11 protein-coding genes and 1 pseudogene are annotated in these 13418 nt (G+C 54.0%); 1 reads left to right on the forward strand and 11 read right to left on the reverse strand.

Features of this window, described 5'->3' with window-relative positions:
• Positions 1–380 precede the first annotated feature (380 nt).
• The 11 genes and pseudogenes from VSQ83_RS06440 to VSQ83_RS06490 form a co-directional block, all read right to left on the reverse strand.
• On the reverse strand, positions 381–824 hold the full coding sequence (locus tag VSQ83_RS06440; RefSeq protein WP_326425760.1) for a TetR family transcriptional regulator: 444 nt from the start codon (positions 822–824) through the stop codon (positions 381–383).
• Positions 821–2692, reverse strand: a complete 1872-nt coding sequence (locus tag VSQ83_RS06445) for an integrase (RefSeq protein WP_326425762.1) — start codon at positions 2690–2692, stop codon at positions 821–823. Before VSQ83_RS06445 ends, VSQ83_RS06440 begins: the two co-directional genes overlap by 4 nt.
• Positions 2685–4364, reverse strand: a complete 1680-nt coding sequence (locus tag VSQ83_RS06450) for a hypothetical protein (protein ID WP_326425764.1) — start codon at positions 4362–4364, stop codon at positions 2685–2687. Before VSQ83_RS06450 ends, VSQ83_RS06445 begins: the two co-directional genes overlap by 8 nt.
• Positions 4364–5509 carry a tyrosine-type recombinase/integrase gene (locus VSQ83_RS06455; protein WP_326425766.1) on the reverse strand — a complete coding sequence of 382 codons (1146 nt, stop codon included), beginning with the start codon at positions 5507–5509 and terminating at the stop codon, positions 4364–4366. The genes VSQ83_RS06450 and VSQ83_RS06455 overlap by 1 nt, the downstream gene beginning before the upstream one ends.
• A 147-nt stretch (positions 5510–5656) precedes the next feature.
• A pseudogene (locus VSQ83_RS06460) lies at positions 5657–7554 on the reverse strand (transporter substrate-binding domain-containing protein); the annotation flags it as partial.
• 8 nt (positions 7555–7562) lie between these two features.
• Positions 7563–8189: a response regulator transcription factor gene (locus tag VSQ83_RS06465; RefSeq protein WP_219262499.1), complete on the reverse strand. Its 627-nt coding sequence runs from the start codon at positions 8187–8189 to the stop codon at positions 7563–7565.
• Positions 8190–8579: 390 nt separating this feature from the next.
• Positions 8580–9911, reverse strand: a complete 1332-nt coding sequence (locus tag VSQ83_RS06470; protein ID WP_219262498.1) for a deoxyguanosinetriphosphate triphosphohydrolase — start codon at positions 9909–9911, stop codon at positions 8580–8582.
• A 107-nt stretch (positions 9912–10018) separates the two neighbouring features.
• Positions 10019–10357, reverse strand: a complete 339-nt coding sequence (locus tag VSQ83_RS06475) for a hypothetical protein (RefSeq protein ID WP_133077855.1) — start codon at positions 10355–10357, stop codon at positions 10019–10021.
• A complete protein-coding gene (locus VSQ83_RS06480; protein ID WP_133077854.1) occupies positions 10354–10728 on the reverse strand; it encodes a phage holin family protein in 375 nt (124 codons plus the stop codon). Before VSQ83_RS06480 ends, VSQ83_RS06475 begins: the two co-directional genes overlap by 4 nt.
• 1 nt (position 10729) lies before the next feature.
• On the reverse strand, positions 10730–11044 hold the full coding sequence (locus VSQ83_RS06485) for a DUF883 family protein (RefSeq protein ID WP_133077853.1): 315 nt from the start codon (positions 11042–11044) through the stop codon (positions 10730–10732).
• A gap of 141 nt (positions 11045–11185) precedes the next feature.
• Entirely contained in the window at positions 11186–12919 is a 1734-nt protein-coding gene (locus VSQ83_RS06490) for a cation:proton antiporter (protein ID WP_326425771.1), read from the reverse strand.
• Positions 12920–13129: 210 nt separating this feature from the next.
• Between VSQ83_RS06490 and VSQ83_RS06495 the strand changes: the two genes are divergently transcribed.
• Positions 13130–13366 carry a glutaredoxin family protein gene (locus VSQ83_RS06495; RefSeq protein ID WP_046809656.1) on the forward strand — a complete coding sequence of 79 codons (237 nt, stop codon included), beginning with the start codon at positions 13130–13132 and terminating at the stop codon, positions 13364–13366.
• Positions 13367–13418: the final 52 nt, after the last annotated feature.

Below are 13418 nucleotides of genomic sequence, written 5' to 3' on the forward strand. Positions count from 1 at the left end.
GCCTTACATAGTTAGTTTTAGCGAGGATTCAATTTCGGCCAGTCGTCACACGCAGCCATCAACGAGTCAACTCACCCATAGCGAAGCTATCGCTTCTTCGCGTAAGCTCCTAGCCTTTAATACGTAATACGCTAATCGGGACATGGGTAGCTGCATCTACACCAGCACCAAGCGATTAAGTGTGCGCATGATAGCCTCCGACACAGACGTAACTGTTGCGAGAGCCCGCTTTGAAAACACCTAATGCGCATGCTGATTTCGACACACTGATCAACGCACCGAAATTTTCCGACGATCCCGTTGGGCACTGGCAGAAAAGCGGTGGCAGCTCATCGCTGAAGTGAAGGGTCAGCTCACGACTTTCGTAAAATTGTGGGAGCTCACGCGTCATGAGACCTACTGCGCGGTTGGGATAAACCCAGTCCAACTACGTTCCGGTCTTTCAGCTTGACCTTGAGCAAACAGTTCTCCTCCAGCAGCACCTCATTTATGGATGCAATGCTAGCGAGCTTGGCTCTGAGCTCCTCAATCTCTTGACGGTACCCTGCAGACTTTTGGCGCTCGGCGATAAGATCTTGATGTTTGACATCCCGCATGGCTCGGCTGGATCGACCCTGCTTCTCTCGTATTATCTCTGCGATTGCCGGATAGTAATTATGGATCAGCGCGGTCGACACTCCGGCCTCTCTGGCGACGGCAGCGATGGTCACTTTGGCTTCCTTGGTATGACCACGTCCTTTCTCGATCCGGGAGATGGCCAGTTTGAGATCCTTTTCTCGATCTACCGCAGGCTTGTAGTTGGCTGTTTTGTCTTTGATCTTCATGTGGTCAGAGCCTCCGGAGCCACACCCAACTGCACCAATACGTCTCGACAGCGATTTAGGTCGCGCTCAACGCGTTGGCGACCTCCCTCGCCAATGTCTTTGCAATGCAGCAACCCCTTCAGATCATCGTAGAGTCGCTGATAGATAGGCGCGTGGGCGCTTCCGATCACTGAGTGGTCGCAGCCATCACAGCGGGTTCGCTCAAGGGTATTTCCGACGCAATCGTCGTTGTCTGCTGTACACCAAGCATGGCCATTGCTGCGAATAGCTGTGCTCTCAGAAATAGACTTCAGCATCGACGCGTGATCCTTGAAGATCAGCAGGTTTTTCGGTTCCCGCTGCCATCCCTTGATGGCGCGCCCGTAGCCCCCGGCCAAGGACTCATAGCCCATCCAGTTGTCGACGACGCCGAGCTTGATATCTTCCAGCTCTCCCTCGATTTCCATATACAGTTCAAGATCCAAGTGCTGTCCCCAGCTTGCATCCATGGCATAACCCAGGGTCATATCCAGCGAACAGTGAGCGAAATGTTCCTTGAGATAGCGCAGGTCGCCAAAGCGGCTGTGTGCGGAATAGTTCGCGAATTTTCGGCGAAATTGGTGGCTTGCGAGCCTCCAGGATAATCCGCATTGTTGGGCGAATTCTTTTAAGAGACCATCCCAGCCGTTGTTGCTCAGTGTGCGGGCTTGGTTGCACTCAGCGCCCAGGAAAAGAGAATTACGATGTTTGTGAGCTTCAGCAATCTCTGGATCCTGCGGGTTAGTGCGACGTCGCTGGATAATTTCGTTGGCGATCATCGCTTGATATGGCGCAGCCCAGCGCTCCATAACGCGGATAGCGCGCACTGCGGCCTCTGGAATCATCCAGTCATGGAACCCTTCATCAGTCTTCTCTGACTTAGAACGCATCCAGTGGTAGATCGTCCCCTCATCATCCTCAGTGCGGCGGTGCGCTCCCGATTGCAAGTTGGTCAGTTCGTGATTCCGGCAACCTGAGGTGCTAGCAAGGACGATATAGCATGGTGTGCGCAGGTCTAAAAGTGCCTTACTGAAAGACGTCACCCCACCTTTCCATCCCATGGAGTTCAAATACCGATTTTTTGCGTCGTACAAAGCCCTGATTTTTAGATGTTGACGCTCCGCTGCTACCGCCTCAAGACCATCGCGCAGGTCGAGCAATAGCTTTCCGCGCTCCACCTGTTGATTAGCCTGTTCGAATAAAGTGCAGAAAACGTCATCGGGGATTAGTGGCGTTTTTCCTCCACAGGGTAGACCGATAGCCCCGGCCATGGCTCTTGCGGAGGTTTCTGGCCATGGATGCTCAGGCATCCTTTCGTCCGTGTACTGGCTTAGCTCATAAATTGCTTCTACGGCGGAATAACGCGCCACAAGAGTTTCTGACTTCAGCGGTTTGTGAGATTTTGCGATCCTGTGGGCCTTGCAGGCCGCTACGTAGGTTGCTGCGATTATGGGCGTAACCTCCCCTAAATCATTGAGCCCAAGCGTATGTAGATGCCTCAAAAATGGGATTACATCATCGAAATATCGACGAATCGTCGCGCCCTTAGGCTGAATACCATCTAGGCGACCTCGCCTCATGTAGCGATAAAGTATCGCCTTCATCGGCGCCCGAAATGGCTTTGGCACAATGACGAAATTCAGCTTCCTCCTGCTGGCCGCAACGTTACTGGGCATTCCGTGTAGCTGCCAAATGTCGTCACCGTAGCGGCTGACAATAATCCATTGTCCGTCGACCTGCGTTGCATTGATGATCAGCTTGTCGCGCTCTGATGCGGCGAGCCCACGCACGTCCCCTGGCTGGGCGGTGATGCCTGAGAACTGTAGCTCTTTCGAGATATTGTTAATCACCAAAGACCTCCAAGCTGGTAATCAGGTCAACTGACCAGAATGGGTGTGGTTGGGTACGGGCGCACTCACGAGCTGCATCCACGGCTGCAGGTGTGAAGGCGCGACGGTGTAGCCCTTCAGGAACGATATAATGATCAATCAAACGCGGGATGTGGGCGTATTCACGTGCCCACCGACGCTTGTCCATTCGAGAGCGCTCAGTCAGCACTCGGAAATAGAAGCTGAAGAGCTTGTACAGGTCTTCCGCGGTCACTGCGTAGTGCTCACAACGCAGGCAGTTCATAAAGTTCATGCAAGTCGCGCCCTCACGTTTCGGGGCAAACTGGCCATTCACTGGATCGCCGCAGCGACCGAGGGGACTGTCCTTATAGGTTGCGCCGATGGTCGCTGTTAGCAGTTCCTGCACAAGTACCTCTCCCATGAATTGCCAGTTTCGACGGGCATTCTCGTTGGGCGCGAGGTAGTTTTGATCGGCTACGCGTGGGGTGTTACCAAGAGCAGAGGCAGTAGTTGCAAGATCTCCATCAGTTAAATCAAAGATGCGGTTCGCAAAAGTTTTTCGCAGACGGGAGATATTGATGCGCAGTGGCTTTCCGTCACTATCTTTGAGGTCATATTCGGATACAAGGCGGCCTATGCTTCTGTCCAATGACGCAGATGTCAACGCTGTGACTTTGCCTGCAATCGTAGCCTGGACTCGGTACAGCCATACACGTCCCTTTAGATCGTCCGGAGCTTCTGAGTCCAATGCCTCGGTCAACATCATGACTCGACGAATCAAACGTTCCACATTAATTCTAACGGTGGGCATGGCCTCCACCACACGCTCTGCTTTCGACTCAACCTGCAGAGCCACCTTGCTAGTGTTATAGCCACGGCGTTTCCACAGCACCAAGAATACGGTGTCGTCTTTAGGATGTGGGCGCAAGCAATTGCGAACCATTTCCAGCAATGGAGTGGCATTACGTCCAGTGTGAAGAGCTACGACCAGTAGGGCGTACACCAATAGGTCGCTTGTAAGCGTTATGCCATTGCTCCAAATGGGCTTAGTGGCCTGCCGCAATGCCGCTGCAAACTGCTGTCGCTCACGCTTGGATAGAGCTGTTTCGCCCTTGACCTTGCGGTTGTAGTTCGGAAATGGGTTGCGGGGAAAGGTAGCCTCATCGCCAGATGCGACAAATGGGATGATGCCGCGCTTTGCGAGGGCGACAAGCACCGCTTTGGTTTTTGAGTAATAGGTTTTTCGGGTGGTAGTTGCTGCACCCTGTCCAGATAGGTGAACAAGAAATCCGTCGATTAGGCTTCTGTGTACATCATTTACCGTTACGTAACGCTCGAAAGCCAGCGCCTGGAGAGCGCAGTAGTCAAGGAAATTTGCTAATCCAGTGCTGCAATAACTCGCCACGGTAGCAACTGAGGGAGCGCCATCTTGCCCCGCTACGAAACGCTCAATTTGACGCTGACAGGCATATGTAATGGCGTCCGTTCCAACACCGTACCATTGCGCAAAATCGAAGTTTCGACTGTTGGAAGTGTTGCGCTCGAACGCAACCACAGTGTTCGTTGGAGGGATGACCTCGGGCAGGATGACCACGTTGCCCTGTCTGTCGATACTATGCTCGACTTGCGGAACGCTGATGTCAGTCTTGGTAAATGCCTTGCGCTTCCCCATTAGGCTGCTTCTGCCATCTGATTTAACTCGTCGTCATAGGCAAACACGGCCTTATCGGCCATTTCATTGATCAGGTGCAGGTACACTATAGTGGTCTGAATTGAGCCGTGGCCAAGTTGGCGCTGCAGGAACACCAAGGGATCGAGCCCGTTCTGCGGGTCGCGCTGAAGGTTGACCAACGTATGGGTTGCGTAAGTGTGACGCAGCATGTGCGTATGGACTTCAATTCCAGCTAGCTTCCCAATCTTGCTGATGATCCGGTTCAGGCTCTTGCCGGCGCTACCATAGGGCTTTCCAAGATGGTTGAGGAGCAGTGCTTTTTGGTTCTTGCCCAGAGACGCCCGTTCGCCACGCACCTTAGACACGTAGCGGTAGAGCTCGGACATGAACTTGCGGCTGACCCAAATCTGACGCTCCTTGCTACCTTTGGTCTCCATGCCGCTGCCATCGTACGGATCAAGCAGAACTCGAAGATTGCGCTCGTTTCGCCCAGCCTTGTCCGGGTCGAAAACGTATGCCAATGGGAAAGTAGCAAGTTCGTTACGCCGTAGGCCTGTGCGCAGCGCCAGTTGAATCATGATCCGGTGGTGTGGATTGTCTGCTGCTTTCAGAAGCGACTTGGTCTGAGCCATGCTGAGGAACTTTGGAAGGGATTTGTAACAGCGTGGCATCACATCGTTCACCAAGGCTTTGCCCCCACTGGAATCGATGTGCTCAAGGAAACTGGTCTCACGTTTTACCGTGCGCTCTTCATGGCCAAACGGCAGACGCGTCACCCAGCCTTTCTGTAGAGCGAATTCGTAGAATTTGCAGATGTACGTCAATCTCTGGCGAGTAGTGTTGCGTCCCAGCTCGCACGTCACCAAGCAGTAGTCCCGGTAGGCAGCGACAAGGCTCTTGGCCTCACCACGATCTACGTTCCGCCAATCAAGCTCATGGGCCTGCAGGAAGCTGAAGTAGTCGTAAAGCGCCCGCCCTGTACTCGGCCAGGATTGTTTTGATCCGATTTCCCCTCTAAGTAGGTAGTACCGGAAGAACTGATTGGCCTGGCTGCAGCTTTCCATGGAGTCCCACAGCAGAATCGGAAACCCCTGATAAGGTTGTCCGGCGATCAAGAGATCCTTGGTGCCCCACACAATCTCCATCTTTCACCCCTCCGTCGACCAATCATTCAGTTCCCAGTCTGTCTGGATTGCATGAAGGTTCTTCTGCTGCCTATAACTCCCATTCAGTAACATCTAGTGTTTAAGTATCACAACAATCTAACGCCTGCAACGCTCCAGATCATACGTGTTGTTCAAGAGGCTGCAGGTTTGCATCACCGTTTTGCCTATGATTTCTTCTCGCTTGGCCGAAAAAGCTTCCAGATAGCTGTTATTACAGGTTTTAAGAATGCCTTCTCGATCACGCACATAAATCGGGTGAGGCGTGCCATCGACCAGCGCCCGCATGAACTCGAACTGATCATTGAGTGCACGTTCAGCCATTTTTCGTTGGCGGATCTGACGCCGCATATAGGCATTCCAGACCAGTGACAGCATCAGTAAAAGGCTTGTGCCAATGATGATCTGGTAGATCAGGCGGTGATAATTGCGCCAGTAACTGTCCGATGCCGGAATGTACCCACGCCAGCGGCTGTTGATAATGCCCAGCTCATCTGGAGCAATGCTCAACAGTGCCTTGTTGAGGATTGAGCCCAGTTCGGTGGCATCTCGTGCCGTAGCGAGGGAAAAAGTGGCGGGTTGGGTGCCGATGGTGGCGCTGATTTGCAAACGGTCCTGAAACAGCTCGGAACCCAGCAAATAATTGGCAATCACCAGAGTGCTGACCGCACCTTGCACTTGGCCTTCGGCCAGAAGTTCTGTGGCGCCATGGATATCCTCGGTTTCAATCAGGTTTATCTGTGGGTATTCACTGCGCAGGTATTCGGTCAGGGGGTTGCCTTGGGTCAAGGCCAGTTTTTTACCCGACAGCTGCTCAAGGCTTGCGGGTTGTTCATAGCCTTTTGCTGTGAGCAGGACAAATGAGTTTACGAGGTAGGGACGACTGAAGTTGAGGGTGTCCTCCCGGGATACCGACGGGCTGATGGCGGCGATGATGTCGACTTCGTGTTGATTGATCATCCGGATCATGGATCTGAAGCTCTGCGCGCGCTGTATCTCGAAGCGCAGCCCTGTGCGCAAGCGAATCATCTCCAGCAGATCGGCAGTAATGCCTCTGAAATTTCCGTTGGCGTTAAAGAAAGTCAGTGGCACCAGGGTCTCGTTGACGACTACCTTGACCACAGGGTGCTGCGCCAGCCAGCGTTCTTCCACCTTTGTCAGTTGCAGTTTTTGATCGGAGAGTAAAATGTCACTGCCTGCGCTCCAGCGTTTGGCAATTTTTTCTTGTTCGCTGTTGGGCACGGCATTGAGTGTGGCATTGATGATGTCGAGCAGCTCGAGGTTGTCACGGCGTACGGCAAAACTGAAACCGTGGGCCTCGTGCTTGCCAAAATTGGCCATTTTGATGTTCTTCAGATACCCCTTGTTGATCATGTAGTGGGTCGATACCGTATCCCCCAGAAATACATCGGCCTGATCGAAAGCCACAGCGTTTATAGCGTTTTGATAGGAAGGGTAAGACTGAATGATTGCCTTGGGGTAAAGCGCCTTGACCTCATTGAGTGGCAAGTAGTGGTAGACCATGCTCAGGCGCAAGCCTGCCAGTCCTTGGGAGAGCGAGTTTCTCCCTCCCGGGTGACCAGTACGGACTGATCAATGGCGTATGGAGTGGAAAGCAACAGGTTCTGGTTGGCGGCTTCGAAGCCATTTGAAGTGCCGAGCAGGTCGATCCGTCCCTCTTCAAGTGCCTTGATGGCAGCGTCTCTGGAAGCAAAACGCTGAACTTTTATCGAAACGTTGAGGGCTTTGGCCAGAATGCCAACGTAATCGGCGGTGAAACCTTCGTAGTCCTGACCGCTGTCGGTTATGTCGAAGGGCGGGTAGTCTGCGGTGGAGGTACCCACCAGAAGTTCGGGGTTGTTCTGTAGCCAATAGCGCTGTGCTTTATTCAGCGGGACGTCCATCTGATAGGAGCCCGAGCGGCTGAGCAATGAAAAGGTTTCAGTGCGGGGTGGCTCGGCGAACACTGATGTACACAGGATCAACCCTGCGAACAGTGATAAATACTTGTTTAACCGCGTGGGCATCCTATTTCTCACACCAGGGCGTTACGTTTGGCCAGTTCGATAAGGTCTACGAGAGAATTGGCTTTTAATTTTTGCATGAGCCTTTTTTTGTAAGTGCTCACCGTTTTGTTGCTGAGGAACATGCCGGTGGCGATTTCCTTGTTTGTTTTACCTTGTGCAAACAGTTTTAGAACCATGAGCTCCCGATCGTTAACTTGTTTGAAAAGCTCAATTTCGGAGAAGTTGTCAGTTTCATTTTTTTCAGGAGTCAATGCTTGGCTTGGGAAGTAATTGTAGCCGGAAAATACAGCTTTTATTGCACTGACAAGTTCACTCAGTTCCTCTTGCTTGCACACGTAGCCCGCAGCACCGGATTGCATGCAGCGCATGGCAAAAAGCTTGGGGGACTGAGCTGTAAGGACCAGTGTCTTAAGTGTTGAATTCATTGTGTTGAACCGTGATAACACTTCCAGGCCATCGAGTTTGGGAATGCTGATATCGAGAATTATCAGGTCTGGTACGCATTCCCGGATCATTTGCATTGCATCTACGCCATTGTCGGTTTCTCCGACTATTTCATAACCTTCATGTTCTAACAACATCCGAATGGCCAGCCGGATAACCGGATGGTCGTCGACAATAAAAACGGTGTTCATATTAACGCTCCCATAAACTAATTCATAGAAAGCGCGCACCTTAGCTCAGATATAAGAGCGTGAGCACGAATCGATATGCCTACAAGCGTAGTATGGGAATTTTCCTACGATAAATCAGGCGTGGACTCACGCTTTGTTTGAAATGGTGGAGCGTTTTAGTCGTATTTGGAGTCGTGAGTTTAAAGTGTTGGTTAAGAAGTTTGCACTTTCATGGGAATAATCCTACGTATAGCTTCTTTGTGTCTACATAACGTTTTATGTGTGTTTCTTATATTCGGGTTGTTGTTTTTTTGATTGGGCTGAAAGTTTATGGGCGCCTGCAGGCGGTAGAAACGATCAGTCCGGAAGGATGAATGCCCTCCCTTTGTAAAAGGGCGGGCAACAAGAGTATCAGCCCGGGCTGGATTGGCCCGTCATTGCCCGTGCCATTTCGGTGGCATAGCTATCGGTCATACCGGCGATAAAATCGATGATGCGCATGAAAGAGCGATGGAGTGGCCAGTGCGGATCGGGTGCGTTATTGCCCAACAAGTCGAGAATGCGACGATTTTTGAATGATGGGACTCGTCCTCCATGCTGCTCCAGTGCAGCGCCACAAAAGGCATTGAGCAGGATTTCCAGAGAGGTATAGGCGCCGATTTCATGCAGGGTCTTGCGTTTGTCCTGAAAGATTTTCTTGCGCGCCATGTCCTTGGCATCCAGTACACAGCGCTTGGCCGGGCCGTGCATGTGCTCGACCAGGTCCCCCGGCAGAGTGCCTGCCAACAGCGCATCCTGTTGCTCGACAAAGGCCTGGGCGGCAGCGTTGGTCAGATGCTCGATTGCCTTGCCACGCAGTATGGCCAGCTTGCGTCGCCGGGAATCACCGGGGCCCAGCAGGCGGTAGGTTTCAGGCAAGTCATCACCCACCAGATCCAACAGCAGGGACTCGACTTCAGCGTACTGCAGCAGGTCCATCTCCAGGCCATCTTCAAGGTCGATCAGCGCGTAGCAAATGTCATCGGCCGCCTCCATCAGGTAGACCAACGGATGGCGCGCCCAACGCTGGTCTTCTATCTGGGGCAGGCCCAGTTTTTGGGCGATTCCTTCGAGCAGGTGCAGCTCGCTCTGGTAGCACCCGAACTTGTGCTTCTTGTAACCCAGCGAGTCAGCGTGGCGCGCAGTCCAGGGGTACTTGAGGAAGGTGCCCAGCGTTGCGTGGGTCAGGCGCGTACCGCCATCAAACTGGTGATATTCCAGCTGCGTCAGCACGCGAAAACCCTGGGCGTTGCCTTCGAAACTCAAGAAATCATTGCGCTCAACGTCACTCATGTCGTCCAGCCAGCCACGTTTGGCTGCCTGTTCAAACCAGTTGCGAATGGCATCCTCTCCGGAGTGACCGAAGGGCGGGTTACCAATGTCATGGGCCAGGCAGGCCGATTGCACCACCATGCCCAGGTCGGCCGGATCGCACCATTCAGGCAAGGCGCTACGGATTGTTTCACCCACGCGCATGCCCAGTGAACGACCGACACAGCTGACTTCGAGTGAGTGGGTGAGGCGGGTATGGATATGATCGTTACTGTTGACCGGGTGGACTTGAGTCTTGCGTCCCAGGCGACGAAATGCCCCAGAAAAGATAATCCGGTCGTGATCTTTGTGGAAAGGGCTGCGCCCGAGCTCTTCGGGGCTGTGATGAGGTTTTCCCAAGCGTTCGCGATTAAGCAGGGTTTGCCAATCCAAGGCGCAGTGCTCCGTTAATGACTAATGGCGCAGCTTCTCGCTTCAGGCCGGATGCTGCAAGAGGGGCAAGCCCCGTCCTGCAGAATGAAGGAGGGTGGTTGCGCCGCTCAAGGCTTGCGCGATGCCTGGATAACCATCTTGATCAGCGGTATCAAACCTGTGGTCAGGCCTATCCAGCGGGAAGCACCTTCGGCGTTTTTACTTTTGGCGCCTCTGCCTGTCAGAAAACCAAGCAAGGTCACAATCCCGACTCCCCACAGGGGAGCGTGCTTGATTCCAAGGGTTTCCTGCCAGTTGCTGGTCATCCCGCGCATTTTTTGCAAGGGCTGCAGCAACTGTTGGGATTCATGACGAATCTCCTGGCGATGCATTTCCATGCGCAAGCGAATCAGTGTTTTACGCAATTCCTGGCGTGAGGCGTTTTTTGGCAGTTCAGGCAGGCTCATGGCAGCAAACGCTCGCGGTCTTTGGCCAGCTCTTCAAGCGTGGCGTTGAAAGGAGATGATTCATCGAACACCGCGGCTTTGAGGCGCAGCCCGCAAAAAACAGCGGCCAGCGTATAAAACAGACAAAGCCCGATGATGCCCGGGATGCGGTAACTGTCCCATAGCAAAATCATGACCAGCGCCGACAGCCCGATCAACAGCAGAAGCCCGAACACGAGTGCCAGGCCGGCAAACAACAACAGGCTGACCGTGCGCGCCTTCTGCTCTTGCAGCTCAATGCCCAGCAGCTCGACATGACTGTGCAACAGACCCAGAAACGCGGCACCCAGGCGCCGCGGTGAGGAACGGGGGGTACCTGATTCGTCTGTCATATCAGCGCCGCGTTGCCAGCAGACCAATCAAAAAGCCTACGCCTGCCGCGATACCAACGGACTGCCAAGGGTTGCTCTGAACGTAATCTTCAGTGGCGATCACGGCGGCTTCGCCACGGTCTTTCAACGATTCCTTGGTTTCTTCCAGTGTTTCACGGGCTTTGTACAGGCTGTCCTTGATCTGGGCGCGCAGCTCTTCAGCTTGATCCCCGGCCAGGGAAGCGGTGTGCTCCAGCAGCCGTTCGGCGTCAAGCACCAGAGCCTGGAAATCGGCCATCAGTATTTCTTGAGCATTCTTTGCTGTTTTGCGGGCCATGATTAACTCCGTTAGTGGCTTGTTGATCGTTCGAGTGTAGGTCTTCGGCGAAGGTTCACTCGCTTCTGCGCCTTCGCATGAGCGTTGGCAAGGCGCAGGCAAGAGATGTTTGTGTTGAACAGGGACCAACCTTAGCTTAAATCAATCGTTTTCGCGGGGGGTGGATGCATCACGGGAGTCTGTATTTTCAAAACAGCCTTCAAGCAAGTGATACCGATCATGACGCACTTGATCCACTCGGCGTTGCACGGTTTTTTCAGGCAGCCCAAGCATGATCAGTGCGTGGGAGGCGAGCATAAGGCTGGACTCCAGCAATTCGGGAACCACTTCAGTCGCACCGGCAGCCTTGAGGTCAGCCAGTTGGCTGTCGTCGCGGGTTCTGACCAGGATGGGGACTTCGAGTGTGATCAGCCGGGCCTCCTTGAGCACGCACATGGCGACCTCGGTGTTGTCGACGGCAATCACCAGCAGTCGCGCCCGATCCACGCCGACGGCACGGAGTAAATCCCCGCGACGGGCGTCGCCGTAGTGCACGCTGTTGTCCGCTTTTGTAGCCTCCTGAATGCGGTCAGGGTCGTAGTCCAGTGCGACAAAGTCCTTGTTTTCACGGCGCAAGAACCGCCCGATGGACTGGCCTACGCGGCCATAGCCACACATCACCACGTGCCCGTGCAGTTCGGCACTTTGAGTGGCTATTTCTTCCAGTTCGGCCTCCTCATAGGACTGGCGGTGCAAGCTGGCAGCAATTTTCGGTGCAGCCCTTAACAGCAGAGGCGTCAGCAGCATTGAACAGAAAGTGGCTGCCAGCAGGTAGCCTGCGATCTCTGGGGGAATGAGCGAGTTGAGCTGCATTTGGGCCATGAGTGCGAAGCAGAACTCGCCGCCCTGGGCCAGTGCCAGGCCACTGCGCCAGGCCGTCTCACCGTCACTGCCGCGCAGCTTGACCAGCAGTGCAACCACGCAGCCCTTGATCAGCATCAGGGCCAGTGTCAGGCCCAGAATCAGGAAGCCATCGTGAACGAACAGTTGCAGGTCAATCAGCATGCCGATACTGACGAAAAACAGGCCCAGCAAGATGTCGCGGAAGGGCCGGATATCGGCTTCAATCTGATGCCGGTAGTGGCTTTCGCCCAGCAACATGCCGGCAAGAAAGGCACCCAGGGCGGGTGACAGGCCGAGCAGGTGAGTGAGCCAGGCGGTGAGCAGCACGATCACCAGCGCCAACAATACAAACAGCTCGGCTGAGCGTGATGCGGCTACTTCGTGGAACAGGCGCGGCAGCAGAAAGCGGCTGGCAAACACAAGCCCGAAAAACAGAATCACTGTCTTGCCCAAGGTTATCGGCAAGGCCCAGTACCAGGCCTGATCGCTGCTGCCAGCGAATACCGGCACCAGGGTCAGCAGCAGCACCGCGACCACGTCCTGAAAAAGCAGTACGCCGATGGCGTTCTGGCCGTGACGACTGAAGATTTCTCCCAGGCTGGTGAGCTCTTTGCTCACGATCGCCGTGGACGACAAGGCGAGCCCGGCGCCCAGTAAAAATGCACTGTTGAGACTCATGCCAAACGCATACAGCAGGCCGCCCAGCGCAACGGCTGAGCACAGCACTTGCAGGCTGCCAAGACCAAACACTACCCGGCGTAGCTTGAGCATCTTGGGCAGTGAGAACTCCAGCCCCAGGGAGAACAGCAGGAATACCACCCCAAGCTCTGCCAGGTCTGGCAGATCCGGGCTGTCATTGATCCAGTCCAGTGCGGTGGGGCCGACGAACAGGCCAACACACAAATAACCCAGCACCGGTGGCAGTTTCAGGCGCCGGAACAGTGCAATGACTACCAGTGACGAGGCAAGGATGATGAGCAAATTGGCAAACACGAAAGTCTTCCCTGTCAGATCGAGTAAAAAAGCCGCGAGCATCCGGTAATTGAGAAGGGATGGCGCTGATGTGGGTCAAGCGTAGTCGCAAGGATTGCAACAGAGCGATTGTATTGCCAGGCCAGCCAAGTGACTGGTGGTGCCGGCTGCAGGTCGACGTCTTCGGGCAAGGCTCTTAAGATGAGCACTTTATTCCTCAGGTCGTTATTTATGCCTCCCGAATGTCAATTGTTCGGCACCCTGGGCTGTCATCTGTGTGAGCTGGCCGAAGCGATTCTAATGCCTTTGGTTGAACATGGGCTGATGGTCGAGCTGGTCGATATCGCCGACAGCGATGCGTTGTTTGAAACCTACGGTCTTCTGATCCCCGTATTGCGCCGGGTCGATACTGGCCAAGAGCTGGGCTGGCCGTTTGATACCGAGCAGGTGGTGAGCTTTCTCGGATAAATCCTGATGGGGTTCACCGGGTCTTTGCGCGATAATCGCCAGCTGCATTTAT

This window comes from Pseudomonas sp. DSV-1, assembly GCF_035830915.1.
Taxonomy (GTDB): Bacteria; Pseudomonadota; Gammaproteobacteria; order Pseudomonadales; family Pseudomonadaceae; genus Aquipseudomonas.

Bases quoted from the DNA above. Each gene is read 5' to 3' on its own strand.
- VSQ83_RS06440 (WP_326425760.1), bottom strand. From the start codon at position 824: ATGAAGATCAAAGACAAAACAGCCAACTACAAGCCTGCGGTAGATCGA.
- VSQ83_RS06450 (WP_326425764.1), bottom strand. From the start codon at position 4,364: ATGGGGAAGCGCAAGGCATTTACCAAGACTGACATCAGCGTTCCGCAA.
- VSQ83_RS06455 (WP_326425766.1), bottom strand. From the start codon at position 5,509: ATGGAGATTGTGTGGGGCACCAAGGATCTCTTGATCGCCGGACAACCT.
- VSQ83_RS06465 (WP_219262499.1), bottom strand. From the start codon at position 8,189: ATGAACACCGTTTTTATTGTCGACGACCATCCGGTTATCCGGCTGGCC.
- VSQ83_RS06475 (WP_133077855.1), bottom strand. From the start codon at position 10,357: ATGAGCCTGCCTGAACTGCCAAAAAACGCCTCACGCCAGGAATTGCGT.
- VSQ83_RS06480 (WP_133077854.1), bottom strand. From the start codon at position 10,728: ATGACAGACGAATCAGGTACCCCCCGTTCCTCACCGCGGCGCCTGGGT.
- VSQ83_RS06485 (WP_133077853.1), bottom strand. From the start codon at position 11,044: ATGGCCCGCAAAACAGCAAAGAATGCTCAAGAAATACTGATGGCCGAT.
- VSQ83_RS06495 (WP_046809656.1), top strand. From the start codon at position 13,130: ATGCCTCCCGAATGTCAATTGTTCGGCACCCTGGGCTGTCATCTGTGT.